The following is a 21,313-nucleotide window of genomic DNA, read 5'->3' on the forward strand; positions in this document are numbered from 1 at the left end:
TTGGAGGTAAATGATTTGAATAACGATTCAATAAATCAGAGATTAAATAATATAAAAAAACGAAAAAAAACACTTCAATATGATATTATGTCTGAAACAAAATTATTAGAAATAGAAAAAGAAGAATTGCAATTATTTAAAAAAGAGTTATTGATCAAAGAAACAAAGACAAAACACTTTGAGAAAAATTCTATTTCTAATATTCAAGCTATAGAAACTCCAAAGGAAAAAGTAAAAGAGAAAGATAGCGAAGTTGAATATATTGAGTATCGTGATGAAAATTGTGATAAGGAATATTTCAATAGAATTAAATTCATGCTGGAGGAGCTTCCTGAGAGTGATGGAAGCAAATTTTATCCGAAAGCAAATGTGAATATTGGTATTATTGCGGATGAATTTTTATATAATTCTTTTAACGGTATCGCTAATTTTATCTATATTACACCTGAAAATTATCGAGATTATGCAAATAAATTAGATGTCTTTTTTATTGCAACGACTTGGAAAGGTTTAAATCTAGAATGGAAGGGTTTAGGTAATCCTAAATCACGTAAACGCCGTGAACAACTATTTGAAATTATTAAAGTATACAAAGAAAAAGGCGTGAAAGTTGTTTTCTATTCTAAGGAAGATCCGGTTAACTATGAACGGTTTATTGAAATAGCTCAAAATTGTGATTATATTTTTACTACTGCTGAAGAAGTTGTAGTGAATTATAAAAAGGATTGCGGAAATGAAAATGTAAATGTCTTAAGTTTTGGAGTAAATCCAATTTATCATAATCCAATAGGAATTAAAAAGTTTACTAAACAAAAAGAAGTTTTATTTGCTGGTTCTTGGTATGGAAAGTATCCTCATAGGCAAGAAGATACAAGAATGATATTCGATGGAATTATTAATGGAGAAGCAGGTATAAAAATTATTGATAGAAACTATGAGTTGAACAATGCTCAATACTTCTTCCCGAAAGAGTATACAAAATATGTTTCTCCTTCTATTGAACATGGCTATTTACAGAAGCTACATAAGCTATATGATTGGGCTATTAATTTGAATTCTGTAAAGTATAGTGAAACTATGTTTGCGAATCGCGTATATGAATTACAAGCATTAGGTAATATTCTCTTATCTAATTATAGTACCGCTATTAATAATAAATTTCCTAATGTATTTTTAGTTCATGATAAAAATGAGGCTCAGGATATATTAAATGGTTTTACTGAGGAAGAAAAATATAAGCATCAAATGTATGGTGTTCGTAAAGTGATGTCGAGTGAAACAACATTCCACCGTTTAGAGCAATTATTAGATACTATAGGTTACCCGTATGGGAAAGTTTTAAGAAAAGTTGCTGTAGTGGTTAAAACGAAATCTAGGCGTATTCAGAAAATGTTTGGAAAGCAAACATATCCAGATAAAGATTTAATTTTAGAAAGTGAATTTAATGAAAAAATCAAAAAACAGTATGATTTTGTAGCATTCTTTAGTGAGGATAAAGAATATAGAGACTTTTATCTGGAAGATATGATTAATGCATTTAAGTACACGAATTGTAATTACATTACAAAGGAAGCTTATTATGAAAAGGACATACTTGTATCCGGTGTGCAACATGACTATGTTACAACAATGTATGATAAAAATAGAACGGTATTTTGGGCTGAGGTATATGATGCAAAAGAATTATTAAGAATGACAGGTGCCGTAGAACTTCCGAATGGTTATAGTGTAGATTGTTTTGAGTTTAATAATCGTCCTTTAAAAGAGCAAATGCAAACTGAGAAGGATTATAAGTTATCTGTTATTATTCCTACATATAATAATGGTGATTATTTATTAAATAAATGTTTTAATAGTTTAAAACGTAGTAGTATATTCAATGATATGGAAATTATTATTGTTGATGATGGTTCAACTGATAATTATACACCCCAAATTGTTAGTCGGTTGACGGAGGACTACGGCAATGTTAGTTCTTATTTCTTTAATGATGGAGGAAGTGCTAGTGCTTCACGTCCACGTAATAAAGGATTTGAATTATCAACAGCACCATACATTACTTATTTAGACCCTGATAATGAGGCAGTAAATGATGCCTATCGAAAGCTTTATGATGAAATTAATAATAGTGATTATGATTTTGTTGTAGGGAATATATTCCGTTTGTCAGATAAAGCTATGCGTTTAAATTACTATAGAACAGTTGTCCAACATAATAATAAACAAGATACAATAGTAGGAAATACAAAAGAACTATTAATTAATAGTAAGTTTAAAGCTGCGAGTATTCAGGCGCTAGTAGTAAGAAGGGAAGTTATTGCTAATAATTCATTAAGTATGGTTGTCGGAGCAGCTGGACAAGATACGTTATTCTTCCATGAACTAATGTTGCATTCAGATAAAGTTAAGGCTGTTAACTTGGACGTACATGTTTATTACGCCGCTGTTTCGGGATCAACAGTAAATAGTATTTCAAAGAGATTCTACGAAAAATACTATGCTTTAGAACAGCGCAGAGTAGAGGCACTTAGAAGGCATGGTATTTTAGAGGGGTATCTAGAAAGAAGATTTGAGTATTATTTTAAAAATTGGTATTTAACCAAATTGCAAAAAGTTAAAAAGGACGAAGCAATAGAGTCAATTAAAATCATTGCTAAGATATTTAATTTGTATAAGGAAGATGTAAAATTAAAGGATCCTGATCTTATTCGCTTTGCAAAGTGGTGTGAGCATAAGGATTATATATCAATAAAAGAAAAATATGCAATTTTATAGTATTTTTATATAAAGATATAAGTTTGTTAACTTATATCTTTATTATTGTAATTAATAAGGATTTATAAGAAAGGAAGGTTTTTTGTGGAATATAATGTAAAACTAAGGGGATTGAAAACGAATCAAATTATAAAGATTTATAAAACATCTAAAGATACTTTAAGGGTCGCTAATCTTATTTTGGATAATAAATTTCACTTTTTTAATAGTTTGGATGTAATTGACTTTAAGGAAGGGATAGACTGGAACTATCGCCACCATACAGCACCAGATACATACCAATTATATATGCATGCTTTAAATGTTCTATGTCACTTATTAAATGCTTATGAACAAACAAATGATGAAGAGTATTTGGAAAAATCCAGGGAGATTTTCTTATCCTGGATAAATTATGAGAAACAAAAACCTAATAATAAAATGCTTTGGTATGATCATCCGACAGCTTATAGAACGCATAATTTGGTTTACTTAGCTTTAATAGCGAAAGAAAAATTACCTATTGAAGAAAAAGAGTATATTGAATTGTTGGTTACACATGGTAAATACCTTTTTGATGATAAAAATTATCATAAAAATAATCATGGAATTATGATGGACCGCGCCTTAATTATGTTAGGGATTATTTTAGATCATCCAGAATCGAATAGATGGATTGAAAAGGGAATTTGGCGTTTAAAAGATACATTTTATTTTAGTTATAGTCAACAAGGTGTACATTTAGAAAATTCTCCAGAGTATCATAGAATTGTAAGAAATTTATACAAGTCGATTGAAAATTTCTTAAATAAAAATGATTTAACTTTAGGTGAAGATGTAGTTACAAGACTGGAAATGTCAGATGAATACTTCAATTATATTGTAAAGCCTAATGGACTAACACCAGCTATTGGAGACTCAGGATTACTCCCGATAGGTGCACAAAATAAAATTTATGATAGTTTCCATGATCAAGTAGCTGGTATTACTGTCATGCAATCAAAAGATGAAGATAATCCAGAAAACTCCACTTGGTTATCGTTTGTCTGTGGATATGGTACTACCACGCATAAGCATTATGATGACTTATCAGTAAATATATTTTACAAGGGACACGACATTCTGGTTGACCCTGGAAAATATAGTTATGGACGTTCACCAGTAAGAAGTTATGTTATTTCACCACAAGCGCATAATACTATTGCTTTTCCTAATGAGAGGTATGTATTTGATAAATCTCAAGGTGTAAATCGAAAAATCAAAACAACTTCATTTGTTTCGACAAATAAAATGGATATGGTTCAAGGAATAAATGGAGGTTATAAAGATACATTATTTAAGCGAACGGTCATATTTTTAAAACCTAATTTGGTAATTTTTTTAGATGAGATTATAAGTGAAAATAGTGTAAAGGTATCACAATACTTTAATTTAGCTCCACATATAGAAGTAAAAGAGGTTATGGATTCAAAAATCCAGATAATTAGTGATAATGAAATTATAGAATTTGAGCAAATTAATGATGTAGATAGTGTGAATATTCATAAGGGACAAGCTAATCCACCTAAGGCTATTATTTCTGAACAATTTGGGAAAACAACAGAAATAAATCAGTTGGAATTCTCAAAAAATGTTAATTCTGACTATCTTCTTACTGCTATTAAACTTGGAAAGGAAGCTATTGATAGCTTTAATTTTGCGAGCTTTGATAAAATAAATCGTCTTATTTCTATCGAAATGAGTAATCAAAACATTCAATTCTATGTTTAGAAATAAGATGATTTATAATAAAGAAAGAGCTACTTTGACTATCATTTTAGGCCAGGGAAATATGATTAGGCCCTTTAAGAGGTTAGAGTCATTCAAGGGATATATTGTACGGGAAATTTATGATAATTCGCTAAACATACATAAAAATATAATCCTGCAAGGGTAAAAAATAAAGTTAAAGAGGTATGAGTTTAGAAGAGTACTGGCTTTATCCTTAAAAATGGCTTAATGAAATATTTCATTAAGCCATTTTTAGATTTAATTTTTTAAAAAGTAATATTTTATATAAATCAAAGGTTTTACATTGTACTTTGCAAATAATAGATACACCCAAATTTTATTCTTGATAATTAAGGTTTTACTTTATAAATATAGTATAATGTTTTTTCCAAATCTACTGGATTGTGATCTAGTTCTTTATCAAAATAAAAATCAAAATGTACTTGTTTAAAATTAGTAGTTTCATTTAAAGATTTTAATCCTGATATAAAAGGAGTTACATGATTTTTCATATCATGTCCACAAGCAATATTTTGTAAGTAGTAAATATCTGGAACGTGACTCAATTTTTTATATAGCTCTAAAATATTTAAACGTTCTGGGAATTTTTTTAATATTTCTCCTTTGCTTAATTGTGGATGTGAAAATTTAAATAAACGATTAACATGTGATTCGTAGTAATTACTTACAACTGTTTGAGGGTTGTTTACTAGAACTTTTGCTCCTTTAATAAACCCGCCGAGTGCCAGAGACATAAATCCTCCACCAGAACTTCCGTAAAATAAGACATGTTGAGACTTTATAGAGATTTTGTCCATTACGATTTGGATAATATCAGCAATGTCTTCTAGGTAAAATTTATCTGTTGTACCATGTCCCCACCCAAGATTCATTGGCCCTAAATATAATGTAGGATCATTATAAAAAATGGTTGAATCTTCGAAGTGATCAATCCATGAATGTCTTTGGAAAACAGGTGGTTTCATTTTTTGAGGATTGTATGCTCCAGAACCAAATACAAGTAAGTTTGAAGCATTTGGTTTTAAATTAATAAAAAATTCATATTTGGTGTTATTCCAATTTACTGTTAAGATAAACGGTTTGTTGTATATGAATTCTGATTTATATAATTCCTCATATTGTACAATTATATTTGTATAGTCTTTGAACAAATTTAATCAACCTTTCATTTTTTATTGATATGGGACTTTTTATCATAACTAAGTATACCGATATTTAAAAAACTAAAGCAATATAAAGTTGAAATTTGTCGAGGTTTAATAATTTTAATAATTTATATATTATTAAATATAGATAAAAAGTATATATTACATAATTTTGGAATTGTTTTTTTTTGGGTGATTATTGTCAGATTTATAGACTTATGACATTTAATTTGATTTAATAAATAATAGTTAACAAAATTGATATAATAATTTTATGGGGGTTATAAAAAGTGAAAATATGTACAATGGGCCTAGGCTATATTGGACTACCGACTTCAGCAATGTTTGCACAATATGGGGCAGAAGTAGTTGGAGTAGATATTCATCCAGAGGTAGTAGATAAATTAAACAACGGTGAAATACATATTGAAGAGCCAGGTCTTGGAGATGTAGTAAAAAAGGTTGTTACAGATGGGAAGTTTCGTGCGTCTTTAACACCTGAAGAAGCGGATGCTTTTATTATTTCTGTTCCAACACCAAACCATGATGATGAACATAAGTCTTGTGACTTAACATATGTTTTAACAGCTACAAAACAAGTATTACCATTTGTAAAAAAAGGTAATGTTATCATTGTAGAATCTACAATTGCACCACGTAGTATGGATGACTACGTAAAACCTTTAGTAGAAGAAGCTGGATTTACAGTTGGTGAAGATATTTATCTTGTTCATTGTCCAGAACGTGTTCTGCCAGGGCAAATTTTACATGAATTAGTATACAACAACCGTATTGTTGGTGGTGTTACTCCTACTTGTGCAGAAGCTGGTGCTCGTGTATATGGTGTATTTGTCCAGGGAGAGATCATAAAAACAAATGCGAAAACAGCGGAGATGTCCAAACTTATGGAAAACACATTCCGTGATGTAAATATTGCGCTTGCAAATGAATTAACAAAAGTTTGTAATTCATTAGATATTAACGTATTAGATGTAATTGAAATGGCTAATAAACATCCACGTGTAAACTTGCATTACCCAGGTCCAGGCGTAGGAGGACATTGTTTAGCAGTTGATCCATACTTCATTGTTGCAAAAGCCCCTGAATTAGCGAATATTATTAAACTCTCTCGAGAAACGAATGTTTCTATGCCACAATATGTAACTACGCAAGTAAAAGGTTTACTTAATGGTATAGAGTCTCCAAAGGTAGCAGCGTTTGGTGTTACATATAAAGGAAATGTTGATGATATGCGCGAAAGTCCTGCAATGGATGTAATTGATTTAATTCGTAACGAAGGAATTACAGTTGCAGCACATGATCCTCATGTAGAATCTGATTTCTTTGAACTACATTCAGCAGAAGAGGCTGTTAAGGATGCGCATTTAATTTTAATTTTAACGGACCATAGCGAATTTAAAACATTAGATTATGGAAAGTTAGCCCCTAGTATGAAACAAGCATTGGTATTTGATACACGCAACTGTGTGCAGGCAAATACAGATAGCAATATAAAAATCATTAATTTCGGAAATGTATATGAAGAAGTAAAAGGAAAAGTGGTTACACCATGAAATCGATAAAAACCATATTATCGGAGCAGCTTCAATATGCATATTTAATCCGTAGATTATCAATGTATGAATTAAAGAAAACATATGTAGCTAATATGTTGGGGATAGTATGGGTGTTTTTAAATCCTATAATTCAAATAGGTGTTTATTGGATAATATTTGGTTTGGGAATTCGAGGGGGAGCGCCGGTTAATGGCGTTCCTTACTTTGTTTGGATGATATCTGGTTTAGTTCCATGGTTTTATATAAGTTCATCTATTATACAAGGATCAAATTCTATTTATGCTCGATTAAGTGGAGTTTCTAAAATGAATTTTCCATTAAGTATTATTCCTTCATACGTGATACTTTCTAGATTATATACGCATTTGATATTAATGATGTTGTTAATCGTTATTGTTATCGTTAATCAAGGGATCAGCTCGGTGCATTTTCTAATATTAATCTATGGAATGTTATCTTTAACAATTTTTTTAATCGCGCTATCCTTTATTACTTCGACATTATCAACAATTGTAAGAGATGTTCATTTGTTAATTCAGTCAGTTACGAGAATGCTTTTCTTTATAACACCTATATTATGGGAACCTAAAGAGAATATGCCACAATTATTTTTAAGCTTAATGAAATTAAATCCTTTTTATTATGTGATAGAATTGTATAGAGAAGCATTAGTATATAATTCGACTTCTATTTTGTTCTCTGTTTATACATTATATTTTTGGGGAATCATTATTTTTATGTTTACTGTCGGCTCCTTGCTTCATGTGAGATTTCGTAGGCAGTTTATTGACTATTTATAAAAGGTGAATGATTGAATGAATTATAGAGTTAGATTTTCAAATGTTACAAAAAAGTATAAGATGTACAATAAGCCTTTAGATAAGTTGAAGGATTTATTTTTTAAAACTTCCAATGGAGAATATCATTATGCTTTAAATAATGTTTCGTTTGAAGTCGAAGAAGGAGAAATAGTTGGTATTATCGGTTTAAATGGTTCTGGAAAGAGTACGCTATCAAATTTAATAGCGGGAGTAACGATGCCCAGTAAAGGGACGATTGATATTAAGGGATCAGCAACATTAATTGCAATCTCATCTGGATTAAATGGTCAGTTGACGGGGCTTGAGAATATTGAATTAAAAGGTTTGATGATGGGTCTTAAGAAAGAGGAAATAAAGGAGATTACTCCTAAGGTTATTGAATTTGCGGAAATTGGTAAGTTCATTCATCAACCTGTTAAAACTTATTCAAGTGGTATGAAGTCTAGGTTAGGATTTGCGATTTCTGCACATGTTAATCCCGATATTTTAGTAATTGATGAGGCGCTTTCTGTAGGTGACCAAACATTTACAAAAAAATGTTTAGATAAAATGAATGAATTTAAAGAACAAGGGAAAACAATATTTTTTATTAGTCATTCGATTTCGCAAGTGAAAAGTTTTTGTACAAAAGCATTATGGATTCATTATGGACATGTGAGAGAATACGGAAATATTAAGGAAGTAGTTACTCATTATAATGATTTTTTAAAAGAGTATAATGGGATGAATAAGGAAGAGAAACAACGTTTTCGTGAAGAACAGATGATGCAGTTTCAACATGGGCTTTTACAAGAAGCCGCTACTGTGGAGTCGCATGGAAATTATGGAAAGCGTAATTTAAATCGTCCTAAAAGAAAAAAAGGCGTAATGATCGGGTGTTGTTTGGCTATGCTAGCAGGAATAATATCGACAGGTCTTTTTTATACGGGGATATTTTCAAAGAACAGAAATAATGTTGAGGTAGAAAATATTACTTCAAGTAAAAAATCGATTGAAACTACACCATTTGAGAAATTTTCAACTTATATAGTGAATAGTAATGAAATCAGTATTCGTGAAGAAGCGGATGCAAGCAGTAAACGATTATCTGTAGCCAACTTCGGGGATATTTTTAGTATATCTGATAATAATAAAAGCGAGAAAAAAGATGTTGAATGGATACAAGTTACATTATCAAGTGGTGAAATTGGATGGATAAGCACAAAGTTTATTGAACCATTTAAATCGAATAATAACATAATCGAGGATGCCAAGTTAGCAGATGTAACTGCGTTGTTAAAACGTGTATATGGAGGGAATATGGCAAGTGCCCCTACTTATTTTGGTAAAACATTAAATGAGTTAGAGACAACTTATCCTCAACCTTTAAATCCATTACCAAGTATGATGGGAAAAACGATTGTTAAAGATGGAAATATTCAATTTGGCATTTCACAGGATAAGGTAGTGGAGGTTGTATTCCAAGATATTTCAATGTCGATTGCAAAGTTACATGAATTATTAGGAAAAGAAAGCCTAAGTAATGATGCAGAGAAAAACTACTTCTATGAAACAACAAGTTACTATATTGCAGCCCGTTCAGATCAGACACATAAAGAAATTCAATCCATATCGATTGTAAAGAAATGATTAATAACAAAAAGAGCCAAATCGCATATGATTTGGCTCTTTTTTATTTACTTATTAAAGTGTTGTAAAATTGCTTCTACAATACGCTCTGATGCACGGCCATCACCGTAAGGATTAGATGCTTTTGACATCTTATCATGAGCTTCTTTATCTGATAACAACTCATCAGCAAGACTAAAGATTGTCTCTTCGTCTGTTCCTGCTAATTTCAATGTACCTGCGTCAATACCTTCTGGGCGCTCTGTTGTATCACGAAGAACAAGAACTGGCACGCCAAGTGATGGTGCTTCTTCTTGAACACCGCCAGAATCAGTTAACATTAAGTATGAACGAGCTGCAACATTATGGAAATCAATTACATCTAGCGGCTCGATTAAATGAATGCGGCTATGATCGCCTAAAATATCATTCGCTGTTTCACGAACAACTGGGTTCATATGAACCGGATACACAACTTGTACGTCTTCATGCTTATCAACAAGACGTTTAATTGCACGGAACATATTACGCATTGGCTCTCCTAAGTTTTCACGGCGGTGAGCTGTCATAAGTACAAGACGATCGTTTCCAAGTTTCTCTAGTACAGGATGACTATATGTTTCTTTTACAGTCGTTTTCAGTGCGTCAATCGCTGTATTTCCTGTTATGAAAATGCGTGACTCATCTTTATTTTCTTTCTGTAAGTTCGTTGCTGATTTTGTTGTAGGTGAGAAATGAAGATCTGCCATGACGCCTGTTAATTGGCGATTCATCTCTTCTGGGTATGGAGAATATTTATCCCATGTACGAAGTCCTGCTTCAACATGCCCTACTGGAATTTGATTGTAGAAAGCAGCTAAACTTGCAATAAATGTTGTCGTTGTATCACCATGTACAAGTACAATATCCGGCTTTGCTTCTTTCATTACTTTATCCAAACCTTCTAAACCACGCGTTGTAATATCAATTAAAGTTTGGCGGTCTTTCATAATATTCAAATCGAAATCTGGCGTAATTCCAAAGATACTTAATACTTGGTCTAACATTTGACGATGTTGCGCTGTTACAGTCACAATCGACTCAATTTTTTCTGGATGTTTTTGCAACTCTAACACAAGAGGTGCCATTTTAATTGCTTCTGGACGTGTCCCGAAAATTGTCATTACTTTTAAACGTTCAGTCATTTTATTGCCTCTTTCCTTTACCAATTAAAAATCTGGTAGTATTGTTACTGTATTATTATACATGAAAGTTATAAGGAAAAGGGGGCAATCACTCTTAATAGAGGATATTGAAATTTAATTGAATGGCATTTTTGTATAATGAAATCGAAGAGTACGAGAGATATTGATAGTAGATTGATTTTGTGAAAGCCATGTTAATAAATGAAAACCGTGTATAAAAGTGATAACGATAAGATAGCGTATTTTTTAATATTTTTATTTTAATGTTAAAATATAGTAATTTAAAGAAAATAGGAGATAAAAAGAGAAAATGCTAATAATTATCCTGAAAAAAAACAAAAAAGGTGTAATATTAGGTTTTTCTTTCAAGATTTTCTCCTATATAATGATTTATGAATACGACATTAAGGCTTAATATATTTGATATAATTTGCCTTTCCCTAACTTGGGTATACACTCTTTTCAACCTCCGTGTCAGTGATAATACATATTGAAAAGAGTGTATACATTTTTTTATTTAGAAGAGAAATCTTGACATCCTTTTTTATAATGACAAATGAGATTTAAAATGGGATAATGATAGTATAACTTCTGGTGGTATGACCAATCTTGTGTAAGGAGAGAAGTGTATGCTAGATATTCAACAAATTAAAGAAATAATTCCTCATCGCTATCCATTTCTACTAGTGGATAAAGTTTTAGAAGTAGAAGAGGGAAAGCGTGCTATTGGGATAAAGAATGTTACAGCTAATGAAGAATTTTTTAATGGACATTTTCCAGATTATCCTGTAATGCCAGGTGTTTTAATTGTGGAGGCTTTAGCGCAGGTTGGCGCTGTTGCTATGCTGAAAAAAGAGGAGAATCGTGGTCGTTTAGCATTTTTTGCAGGCATCGATAATTGCCGTTTTAAACGACAAGTCCGTCCAGGTGATCAGCTTCGTTTAGAAGTTGAAATGACGCGTATACGTGGAGCAATTGGAAAAGGAAAAGCAATTGCTACTGTAGATGGTGAAATTGCTTGTGAGACAGAAATAACGTTCGCTCTTGGAGATAAAAAAGAATAGTAAGCGTAAAATGTTTTTTATACAGATAGGTGGATACCAGGCTGAGTTTGTAGCCTTGTGTTCACCTATTTTATTTGCAAGTAGTAATATGTGATTTATTTAGCAAAGGGATTTAGTAGTAGGACTACTTTAGACTATTCATAAGAGCTTTAATTAAACAAGTAAAGGGTAATTTTGGAATAACAAGAAGGCAATTTATATAAATTTGAAGGTATTTATAGTGTGATGAAAGAATAAAGTAAAGGTAGGAATTTATACATTAAATTGTTAAGTGTATAGGGGGCAGAACTTTAAAAAAATTATAAAAGTTCACAGCGATTTCATAAGAAAAACACACCTTTTCAGTAAAAGAAATATAAAATAAGTTTATCAAAATAGAGAAAAGAGATGATGAATGTGAAGCTATACGAGGTTTTACATGATTATGAGAATGGAAAGTTTAAAGAAGGCGATATGTTTTTATATCAAAATAATCCAAGGATGATTGCAATTTTTAAATCGGGTAATTTTGTTTGGAGCGATGACCATATAGCTGTTAATTGCAAAGATATTTCAAAAGATATTTGGTATATCAGAGAAAAGTAGTGAAGGGCTAAAGGTACTATGCATAGGGGTTCATTCGGGTTAATTATCTGAATGTTAAGTTATTTTTCTTTAGTATGCGTGGAACAAGGGATTTATATAAATATAGAAGAAATCCATCTTAATGCGAGAGGATGGCCAAACTGAAAAATAATTAGAAATAAGAAGTGTGAATCTTTTTGTTTTATGGGGAAATTACACTTATATGAATATAGAAGATAATAAAAAACTTCATCATTTAATTGATGGAGTTTTTCTTGTTTTGATGGAAAATAATAATTGCTCTTTTTAATTTATCTTTTATTTTTAATCAAGAATAATGTAATATAGTGGGGAGTATGAAAATAGATATATTATTTTAAAATTTTGATAAAGAGGGTAAAGGTATGAAAAAGAAAATTTTATTTTGGGTACTCGGTATTCTTGGGGTACTAATCATAGGTGGAGGAATTTATGCCTATAATGTATATTCTTCTGTATCTAATACATTAAAGGAAGTTCATAAACCTTTAAAACGTGATCAAAACAACAGTGACGTTGGAGAAAAAGTTAGCAAGAGTGAACCAGTGTCAATTTTATTACTAGGGGCAGATGAGCGCGGTGATGATAAAGGACGTTCAGACTCTTTAATGGTAATTACATTAAATCCTAAAAATAACTCTATGAAAACAGTAAGTATTCCTCGTGATACTTATACAGAAATTGTTGGAAAAGGTAAAAGCGATAAAATCAATCATGCTTATGCATTCGGTGGAGTAGATATGTCTGTAGCGACCGTAGAAAACTTCTTGAATGTTCCTATTAATTATTATATTGAAGTGAACATGGAAGGCTTTAAAGATATCGTTGATGCAGTCGGTGGGGTAGATGTAACTAATGATTTAGAATTTACGCAGGATGGGCATCATTTTGCGAAAGGGAATATTCATTTAACAGGTGACCAGGCTCTAGCATTCACACGTATGCGTAAACAAGATCCACGTGGTGACTTTGGTCGTCAGATGCGCCAACGTCAAGTGATGCAAGGTGTTATCAAAAAAGGTGCAAGCTTCTCTTCTTTAACAGGTTATGGAGATGTATTAGCAGCAATTCAAAAGAATGTGAAGACAAACTTAACGCAAGATCAAATGTTTGATATGCAAAAGAACTATAAAGATTGCTTGAAAAATAGTGAGGATATCCAAATCCCAGGTGACGGTCACAAGGCTGCTGATGGCATTTGGTACTACTATGTTCCAGATGCAGCAAAACAAGATTTAACGAATAAATTAAGAGCGCATCTTGAAGTAACTAAGTAATAACCCAGCTCATTTAGACAGAGTTTGGTTTCCCAAGTGCTAAAGGCCATGAAGTTTGGGCATAATATGTAACGGATTATTTCGTTGCTAAGTAATAAAGGTACACAAAAGGTATACGAGCAATCGTATACCTTTTATAATTAAGAGAGTGAATAAGAAATCCTAATATATGTAGGAGGACGACAATGAACTCAATTCTAATCTGCGGCGGAGCTGGTTATATCGGTTCTCACGCTGTGAAAAAATTAGTAGACGAAGGTTTATCTGTAGTAGTAGTAGATAACTTACAAACTGGTCATGAGGATGCAATTACGGAAGGTGCGAAGTTTTATAATGGAGATCTTCGTGATAAAGCATTTTTAAGAGATGTTTTTAAACAAGAGAGTATTGAGGCGGTTATGCATTTCGCAGCTGATTCTTTAGTTGGAGTTAGTATGGAGAAGCCTCTTCAATATTACAATAACAATGTGTATGGTGCACTTTGCTTATTAGAGGTAATGGATGAGTTTAAGGTAGATAAGTTTATTTTCTCTTCTACTGCGGCAACGTATGGTGAGGTAGATGTAGACCTTATTACTGAGGAAACGATGACAAATCCAACGAATACATATGGAGAGACGAAGTTAGCAATCGAGAAGATGCTTCATTGGTATAGCCAAGCTTCTAATTTACGTTATAAGATTTTCAGATACTTTAACGTGGCTGGTGCAACTCCAAATGGTATTATTGGGGAAGATCACCGTCCAGAGACGCATTTAATTCCTCTTGTGCTGCAAGTGGCGTTAGGGCAACGTGAGAAGATTATGATGTTTGGTGAGGATTATAATACACCAGATGGTACTTGTATCCGTGATTATATTCATGTTGAAGATTTAGTGGCAGCTCACTTCTTAGGGCTTAAAGACCTACAGAACGGCGGAGAGAGTGATTTCTATAACTTAGGAAATGGTAATGGTTTCAGCGTGAAAGAAATCGTTGATGCAGTTCGTGAAGTTACAAATCATGAAATTCCAGCTGAGGTAGCACCACGTCGTGCAGGAGATCCAGCACGTTTAGTTGCTTCTTCTCAGAAGGCGAAAGAGAAGTTAGGATGGGATCCTCAGTATGTAAATGTGAAAACAATCATTGAGCATGCTTGGAATTGGCATCAGAAGCAACCTAATGGGTATGCTAAATAAAATATAATAAGTGAAAGAGAGGGTATCGTCGTTCAACATATGTTCGACAATACCCTCTCTTTTTTTATAGGATTTTTGCTATACTAAACTGTACTATAATACGGGATGGAAGGAGGAGAATAATGAAAATACTTGTAGTTGATGATGAATCGAGTATTCGTAATTTGATTCGGATGCAGTTGGAGATGGAAGGATATGAAGTGCTCACGGCGGCTGATGGAAGAGAAGCTTTAGAGAAATGGAATGAAGGACCGGATGTACTGATTTTGGATGTTATGCTTCCAGATACAGATGGGTATGAGTTGCTTCGCTTGTTCCGTGAGAAGAATAGGGATATTCCAGTGCTCATGTTAACTGCAAAGAGTCAGATGAATGATAAATTGCTTGGTCTGCAGCTTGGTGCGGATGATTATGTGACGAAGCCATTTAATTATGCCGAGCTTATTCTTCGGATTAAGAATATGACGCGGCGTGTGAAGAAGGCAGAGGTAACGGTAAGTCATGAAGTAATTGGAGCAGGAGAGATAACGATTTGTCCTAAGGAAAGAAAGGTACATGTTAGTGGACAAGAAATTCAGTTAACGTACCGAGAGTTTAATTTATGTCAGTTGTTTGTTTCAAATCCGCAGCGTGTATTTATGAGAGATGAGTTACTTGAGAAAGTATGGGGGTTTGAGTATATCGGAAATACGAGAGCGGTTGATATTATGGTGCAAAGACTGCGGAAGAAGCTAGGGAATAGCGGGGAATATATTAAGACGATTTATGGCGTTGGCTATAAACTAGATTGTTAAGTGGTGATGGTATGTCTTTAAAAAGGAATATGGTGTTTGGAATAGTGGGACTGTTAATCCCGATTTTTGTTCTTTTGTACGCAGTTGTTTATATTACGTTAGAAAAGAATATGTATCATAACGCGGCAAATTCTTTAGAAAAGTTAAGTGTAGAAGCACAAATTTATACGATGAATTATTTAGAGAAGGAAGCAGAGGTGGAGACACTCGGTCCGAATTCACTTTTAATTGCTTCGTATTTAGCAAAGCGCATGGATGTACGTGTACAGATGATTGGGAAGAATGGAGATGTTGTTGCGGATACGCAAAAGGGAGCACTTCTTCATCGGAACATTGATATTGAGAGCTCTTTGAAGGGGAAGAAGTCTTATGTTTTTGAAGAGGGAGATCCAGCTCCAATTCTTTTGTTTTCAAGCCCAGTTTATTATGGAAACGATGTCATCGGAAGTGTTCGTTTTATAAATGAGTTAACGGGTGAGAAGGAAGTTTTAACAAATGTTGGTTGGACGTTTTTAATGACGTCTCTTTGTCTAGTAGCTGCAGGTATTTTCTTTGCAATTCGTTTGGCGAAGTCTCTTCATAAGCCGATTGATCAGTTAAGACAAATGGCAAGGCGGCTTGCGAATGGGGATTATAAAAGCAAGATTGAGCTAAATGAATATGTGGAAATTGCTCAGCTTTCAGCATCTTTTAATGCGATGGCTGATGGAATTGAACTGCATATTAAGCAATTGAAAGAGGAGAAAGAGAAGCAGAAAGATTTCTTAGACCGCATTACGCATGAGTTAAAAACACCGTTAACGGCGATTATTGGCTATGTGGATTTAATTCCGAAGTTAAAGGCGAAGGAAGATGTAAAAGAGAGCCTGCGATATGTGGCTGTAGAGAGTGAGCGTTTATTATCACTTGTAGAGGAATTACTTAAGTCTTCAAAGTACGGGACGAGTACGTTTGAAGTATCACCTACAGTTGTGAACATAAAGGAATTAGCAGAAGAAGCAGTTTCAATTGTGAAACCTCGCCTGCAGAAATTCGAGATTGAAGTGATAAATGAGTTAACAGATGTACATGTTGTTGCAGATTTCGATAAGACGAAACAGATCTTCCTAAACGTACTTGATAATGCGATAAAATATAGCGATGCTACGCAAATTCGTATGAATGTAATTGTAAATGAACGTGAGGCAAAGGTTTTTGTTCATGATGATGGTATTGGTATAGATGACAGTGTACTTGCAGAGTGGAATGAATCGCCAGAAGGGAAAGTGCTTCCTTCTAGTTACGGGAATGGTTACGGTTTGTATATTTGTCAGGAGATTATGAATAAGCAGGGCGGAAGTATGCGAATTGAGAGTAGTGAAGAAATAGGCACTACAATATTTATTACATTCTTGCTTCCGAGACGGATGGAAGACATAAAAAACTTGAAAGCGGTTAAATGATACATTTATGAAACAATTATGCGGTATTTTCGAAACAACGTTTTTTTATCTTGGAGGTAGGCAGAAATGAAAAGGCTATCATTTCAAATTCTTATGTTTGTCCTTTGTATAATCGTTTCTCTTATTTTGTTCTATGTGATGGAGAAGCAAATATATAATCGAATCACAATAGTGAATGACAAACAAACTGTTTTACAAAGAGTGAATGAATCCCTGCCTACTGAAATGAAAGTTAGGCATGAAAAGTGGGGAGAAATTGTTATAACGGATGAAGTTCGTTTGCATACGATTGTTTCATTCTTTGACCGAATTCAAATAGAACCGAGAGAAGCTAATAATCAAGAACAAGTATTTACTGGAGAAGTAACGTACTTGAATGGACATAAACGTACTTTTGCAGTAGGTGACTTGTTCCAGTACGGGGCTGATATGTACGGAAAGAATGGTACGGACCCAATGATTTCAGCATTTCAAACGTATTTGTTAAGCCTGTATTACACACCAGAACGTATTAGTGATTTTTTTGCGTCAGCACAGGATGTCATAGTACGCCAAGGTGATGTAGAACGTGCGATGAATCTTACGCACATACTTGATTCGATTCGGTACGCAAAGCAAATTACAGATTACGGAGAAATACAGAAATTATTACAATCACAGAATGAACCGATTGCTTATATTACCGCTTATAAAACAGGGAAGCGTATAAAGAATGAGCGAGAAGACATTCTTACTATTTCTGTGTATCCATCGTACTTTGTTGTGCAATATCTCGGCGATAATAACGGGAATGTTATGTATATGAAAAGCTCCCTCGCAAATTTATTTGTAAAGGAGAATGTGTCATGAGAAAGATAGCCTTTTTCTTCTTTTTGCTAGTAATTGGAGGAGCGATGTCTAGTTGCTCTCGAGATACAACCTCTATTAAATATAATAAAAGTGGTCTCCCTGTTTTGGATGATCGTCATCTTGTTGCGTATGTAGCAGCCCGCGAGGAAGTTGGTGAAGCTTTGCTATCATCATTTTGTAAACCACGCGGCTGTACGTATGAATTTATTCGTCTTTCGACAGAAGAGCTTCTTCGGAGGGTAGAAGAGGAAGCTGGAAATCCGAAAGCGGATATTATTATTGGCGGTACGGTAGACGCGCATCAAATGATGAAGCAAAAAAATCTATCTATTCCTGTTACGAGTCAGCATGCGAACCGTATTTCAAAAACTGTTAAAGATAAAGACGGTTATTGGTACGGTTATGAAGTGGAGAAGCTGGCAATTGCGATCAATAAAGAGCGGTGGAATGAAGAAATAGCACCGCTCGGACTTCCTTATCCATCAAGGTGGCAAGATTTATTAAATCCAGTATATAAGGGAAAGATTGTAATGCCAGATCCAAATGTCTCAGGAACAGCATATACGTTTTTTCAATCACTTATTGATACTTTAGGTGAAGTGGAAGCGAAGGAATATGTGAAGAACCTTGCAGGGCAAGTTGGTGAAGTAACGGTGAATGGTTACATACCAGTAGAGCTTGTTGCGAGCGGTGAGTATATGATAGGCATCAATTTCATGGGAGATCAGAGAATGCTTCAAAAACGAGGCTTTCCAATTGTAAGTATTGTACCTGAGCAAACAGGTTTATCTGTTAATGCGATTTCGAAACTAAAACGTGCACCGAATGGTATTATTGCGGATTTATTTATTGATTATTGTTTATCAGAAGAAGCGGGTCACATTTTAGAAAAAGTTTCGTTTGGCGTACCAACGATGTTTGCGAAGAACGAGAAAGAAATAGAAGGACAGCCGGTTAGAAGAACGAACCAAAATATATCAAATAGCGGAATAATCGAGATATGGAATAGACAGCGTCTCTCTCAGAAGTGAGAAAAGGAGACAAAATATATGTTTAAATGGCTCAAGCCAGCACCTGCAATTGAGAGATTGCCAGCGGATATGATTGATCGAGTATACAAATTATTACGTATTCGTGTATTGATGGGAATTTCAGTTGGGTATGCTGCTTATTATTTAGTTCGTAGTAACTTTAATTTATCTACTACATATTTAGTAGATGAGTTCGGATTTAGCACGACACAAATTGGATTATTAGGCGCAGTAATGGCTGTTGTTTACGGACTTAGTAAATTCTTTATGGGTAATTTATCGGATAAAGCATTTGCTCAACGATTTATTGCAGTAGGTTTATTTTTATCTGGGCTTGTTAATATTTGTTTCGGTTATGCATCTTCCTTTGGGATGATTTTAACATTACTTGTTCTAAACGGTATTGTACAAGGTATGGGAGCACCACCTTGTAGTATTGTTATGACGAAATGGTTTTCAAAGAAAGAACGTGGCACGAAAACAGGTCTTTGGAATATTTCACATAACGTTGGTGCACTACTTGTTCCACCATTCATTGGAATTGGTGTAGGTATTTTCGGTGAAAGCCATTGGCAAGGCGGCGTATTTATTTTCCCAGCGATAATCGCTATGGTAATTGCAGTTCTAGTATGGATTAATGCGAAGGATACGCCAGAATCTGAAGGTCTTCCGCCAATTGATGAATATCGTAATGACTATGAAGATCTTGAAAAAGCAGATAATGCTAATAAGATGTCACCAAAAGAAATTTTAATGAAATATGTAGTGAAAAATAAATTTGTTTGGTTTTTATGTATTGCGAATGCATTTGTTTACTTAATTCGTTTCGGTGTTATTAACTGGGTACCAATTTACTTAACAACAGTGAAAGGTTTTACAAAAACAGAAGCGCATTTTGCGTATTCAATATTTGAAACAGCAGCGATTCCAAGTTCTTTAATTGTCGGCCTCTTAAGCGATAAATTATTCAAAGGAAAACGTATGCCATTATGTGTTATGAGTATGGCTGGGGTTGTTGTTGGAACAATCGTCTATTGGCAGGCAACTAATATTATTGTTGTGAGTGTTGCAGTTTCTATTATCGGTTGTTTAATTTATGTACCACAGTTCTTAATTGGTTTAAGTGCGATGGAATTAGTACCGAAATTTGCAGTAGGTACGACAGTTGGTATGTGTGGTCTGTTCGGTTATGTTGGAGGAAGTTTCATAGCAAACGCAGCAATTGGTATCATTGTTGATCGTTCTGGCTGGGATGGTTGCTTCATGTTACTGTTAGCAGGTGGCGTATTAGCAACGATATTCTTACTGATTGTTCAAATGGGACATGAGAGAAAAGCTTCTAAAGTTGCGTAATATTTTGTCTGAAAAGCTATCCAGTTGTTATATTGGATAGCTTTTATATTAGCAAAAATAAAAAGTATGTAAAATTGCAGTTTTATGTGTAAGTGATTTTTGTTAATTAGTATAATTTTTTTAGGTTTAATAAACCAATCATGTACATAGTTACACCGAAAAATATACCGCCGCAACTCCAAAGCCCAACATCAAATAAAGAAATAGAGATTTCTTCTGAACCTACATAGGGAAGGATATAATTCATAAAAACAAACATTTGAAAGCCCCAAAGTACACCTGCTTTTAAGCCCGCTTTTCTTAATTTTTTCTTATGTTGCAAATACTCTTCTTTTGTTGCACATTCAGTCTCATTTAAACCTTTTTTCTTAAGCTTAAATGTTAAATAATTAGCATAAATCATATTAGATAGAAAAACTAATATAGTTCCTATAGATATTGTGTGGTTCATAGTATCAACAAGTAACATAATAAGCATTACCAACATATTTAACCACCATAAACCAATTCCAGCTACAGATAATTCTTTATTGATTTCTTGTTTTTGATATTCATCTCTCTCACTCATTGTTCCAACAAAATTATTATAAACTCTTTCTTTCCATTCAATTTTCATCATTTAATCTCCCTCCCAAAATAGACTGTTTAAATCTGTTTTTAGTGCTTTTGCTAATTCGATACATAAGGCTAAAGAGGGGTTATATTTATTGTTTTCAATTAAGTTTATTGTCTGTCTCGCTACATTAACTTTTTTAGCTAATTCTAGCTGCGATAGACCTTCAGATTTTCGATATTGTTTAACGTTATTCAAATATAAACCTCCTATTAATAATTGTAGACCT

Annotated in this window: 18 protein-coding genes; 14 read left to right on the forward strand and 4 right to left on the reverse strand. The window is 33.3% G+C overall.

Features of this window, described 5'->3' with window-relative positions:
• Nucleotides 1-15 precede the first annotated feature (15 nt).
• Together QEP67_RS01065 and QEP67_RS01070 are read left to right on the forward strand one after the other, a co-directional pair.
• The gene (locus tag QEP67_RS01065; protein ID WP_064469957.1) at nucleotides 16-2,775 is read left to right on the forward strand and encodes a glycosyltransferase; all 2,760 of its coding nucleotides are present in this window, start codon (nucleotides 16-18) and stop codon (nucleotides 2,773-2,775) included.
• An 84-nt stretch (nucleotides 2,776-2,859) separates the two neighbouring features.
• Nucleotides 2,860-4,524 carry a heparinase II/III family protein gene (locus QEP67_RS01070; protein ID WP_353706499.1) on the forward strand — a complete coding sequence of 555 codons (1,665 nt, stop codon included), beginning with the start codon at nucleotides 2,860-2,862 and terminating at the stop codon, nucleotides 4,522-4,524.
• Nucleotides 4,525-4,874: 350 nt separating this feature from the next.
• Here QEP67_RS01070 and QEP67_RS01075 read toward each other — a convergent pair whose 3' ends face one another.
• Nucleotides 4,875-5,696 (reverse strand): glycosyl transferase family 2, encoded by an 822-nt coding sequence (locus tag QEP67_RS01075; RefSeq protein WP_098058425.1) that lies wholly within the window; start codon nucleotides 5,694-5,696, stop codon nucleotides 4,875-4,877.
• A 284-nt stretch (nucleotides 5,697-5,980) separates the two neighbouring features.
• On the opposite strand from QEP67_RS01075, the gene QEP67_RS01080 reads away from it, so the two are divergent.
• Genes QEP67_RS01080 through tagH form a run of 3 tightly spaced genes read left to right on the forward strand, consistent with a single transcriptional unit; the run spans nucleotide 5,981 to nucleotide 9,717 of the window.
• A complete protein-coding gene (locus tag QEP67_RS01080; RefSeq protein ID WP_029441050.1) occupies nucleotides 5,981-7,264 on the forward strand; it encodes a nucleotide sugar dehydrogenase in 1,284 nt (427 codons plus the stop codon).
• On the forward strand, nucleotides 7,261-8,067 hold the full coding sequence (locus tag QEP67_RS01085; RefSeq protein ID WP_064469960.1) for an ABC transporter permease: 807 nt from the start codon (nucleotides 7,261-7,263) through the stop codon (nucleotides 8,065-8,067). The genes QEP67_RS01080 and QEP67_RS01085 overlap by 4 nt, the downstream gene beginning before the upstream one ends.
• A 15-nt stretch (nucleotides 8,068-8,082) precedes the next feature.
• On the forward strand, nucleotides 8,083-9,717 hold the full coding sequence (gene tagH, locus QEP67_RS01090) for a teichoic acids export ABC transporter ATP-binding subunit TagH (protein WP_064469961.1): 1,635 nt from the start codon (nucleotides 8,083-8,085) through the stop codon (nucleotides 9,715-9,717).
• Between the two features lie 47 nt (nucleotides 9,718-9,764).
• On the opposite strand, the gene wecB is transcribed toward tagH, so the two are convergent.
• Nucleotides 9,765-10,880, reverse strand: a complete 1,116-nt coding sequence (wecB, locus tag QEP67_RS01095) for a UDP-N-acetylglucosamine 2-epimerase (non-hydrolyzing) (RefSeq protein WP_064469962.1) — start codon at nucleotides 10,878-10,880, stop codon at nucleotides 9,765-9,767.
• Nucleotides 10,881-11,509: 629 nt separating this feature from the next.
• On the opposite strand from wecB, the gene fabZ reads away from it, so the two are divergent.
• The 9 genes from fabZ to QEP67_RS01140 all read left to right on the forward strand — a co-directional run bounded on the left by fabZ (nucleotide 11,510) and on the right by QEP67_RS01140 (nucleotide 20,471).
• Entirely contained in the window at nucleotides 11,510-11,944 is a 435-nt protein-coding gene (fabZ, locus tag QEP67_RS01100) for a 3-hydroxyacyl-ACP dehydratase FabZ (protein ID WP_098058568.1), read from the forward strand.
• Nucleotides 11,945-12,331: 387 nt separating this feature from the next.
• The gene (locus tag QEP67_RS01105; RefSeq protein ID WP_098058567.1) at nucleotides 12,332-12,529 is read left to right on the forward strand and encodes a hypothetical protein; all 198 of its coding nucleotides are present in this window, start codon (nucleotides 12,332-12,334) and stop codon (nucleotides 12,527-12,529) included.
• A 383-nt stretch (nucleotides 12,530-12,912) separates the two neighbouring features.
• Nucleotides 12,913-13,824 (forward strand): transcription antiterminator LytR, encoded by a 912-nt coding sequence (gene lytR / locus QEP67_RS01110; RefSeq protein ID WP_061673562.1) that lies wholly within the window; start codon nucleotides 12,913-12,915, stop codon nucleotides 13,822-13,824.
• Nucleotides 13,825-14,009: 185 nt separating this feature from the next.
• Nucleotides 14,010-15,002, forward strand: coding sequence for a UDP-glucose 4-epimerase GalE (galE, locus tag QEP67_RS01115; protein ID WP_088123773.1), 993 nt, complete (start codon nucleotides 14,010-14,012; stop codon nucleotides 15,000-15,002).
• A 122-nt stretch (nucleotides 15,003-15,124) separates the two neighbouring features.
• Entirely contained in the window at nucleotides 15,125-15,796 is a 672-nt protein-coding gene (locus QEP67_RS01120) for a response regulator transcription factor (RefSeq protein ID WP_000699565.1), read from the forward strand.
• Nucleotides 15,797-15,807: 11 nt separating this feature from the next.
• The gene (locus tag QEP67_RS01125) at nucleotides 15,808-17,238 is read left to right on the forward strand and encodes a HAMP domain-containing sensor histidine kinase (RefSeq protein WP_064057294.1); all 1,431 of its coding nucleotides are present in this window, start codon (nucleotides 15,808-15,810) and stop codon (nucleotides 17,236-17,238) included.
• Between the two features lie 66 nt (nucleotides 17,239-17,304).
• Nucleotides 17,305-18,087, forward strand: coding sequence for a DUF3919 family protein (locus QEP67_RS01130; protein ID WP_048566692.1), 783 nt, complete (start codon nucleotides 17,305-17,307; stop codon nucleotides 18,085-18,087).
• On the forward strand, nucleotides 18,084-19,118 hold the full coding sequence (locus QEP67_RS01135) for an ABC transporter substrate-binding protein (RefSeq protein ID WP_064057295.1): 1,035 nt from the start codon (nucleotides 18,084-18,086) through the stop codon (nucleotides 19,116-19,118). Before QEP67_RS01130 ends, QEP67_RS01135 begins: the two co-directional genes overlap by 4 nt.
• An 18-nt stretch (nucleotides 19,119-19,136) precedes the next feature.
• Complete coding sequence (locus QEP67_RS01140; RefSeq protein ID WP_048566690.1) at nucleotides 19,137-20,471, forward strand: MFS transporter; 1,335 nt, start codon at nucleotides 19,137-19,139, stop codon at nucleotides 20,469-20,471.
• A gap of 106 nt (nucleotides 20,472-20,577) precedes the next feature.
• Here QEP67_RS01140 and QEP67_RS01145 read toward each other — a convergent pair whose 3' ends face one another.
• Nucleotides 20,578-21,090: a DUF3278 domain-containing protein gene (locus tag QEP67_RS01145; RefSeq protein WP_048560327.1), complete on the reverse strand. Its 513-nt coding sequence runs from the start codon at nucleotides 21,088-21,090 to the stop codon at nucleotides 20,578-20,580.
• Nucleotides 21,091-21,282, reverse strand: a complete 192-nt coding sequence (locus QEP67_RS01150; protein WP_001067016.1) for a helix-turn-helix transcriptional regulator — start codon at nucleotides 21,280-21,282, stop codon at nucleotides 21,091-21,093.
• Between the last annotated feature and the right edge of the window lie 31 nt (nucleotides 21,283-21,313).

Source organism: Bacillus cereus group sp. MS39 (genome assembly GCF_040448665.1).
GTDB classification, from domain to species: Bacteria; Bacillota; Bacilli; order Bacillales; family Bacillaceae_G; genus Bacillus_A; species Bacillus_A wiedmannii.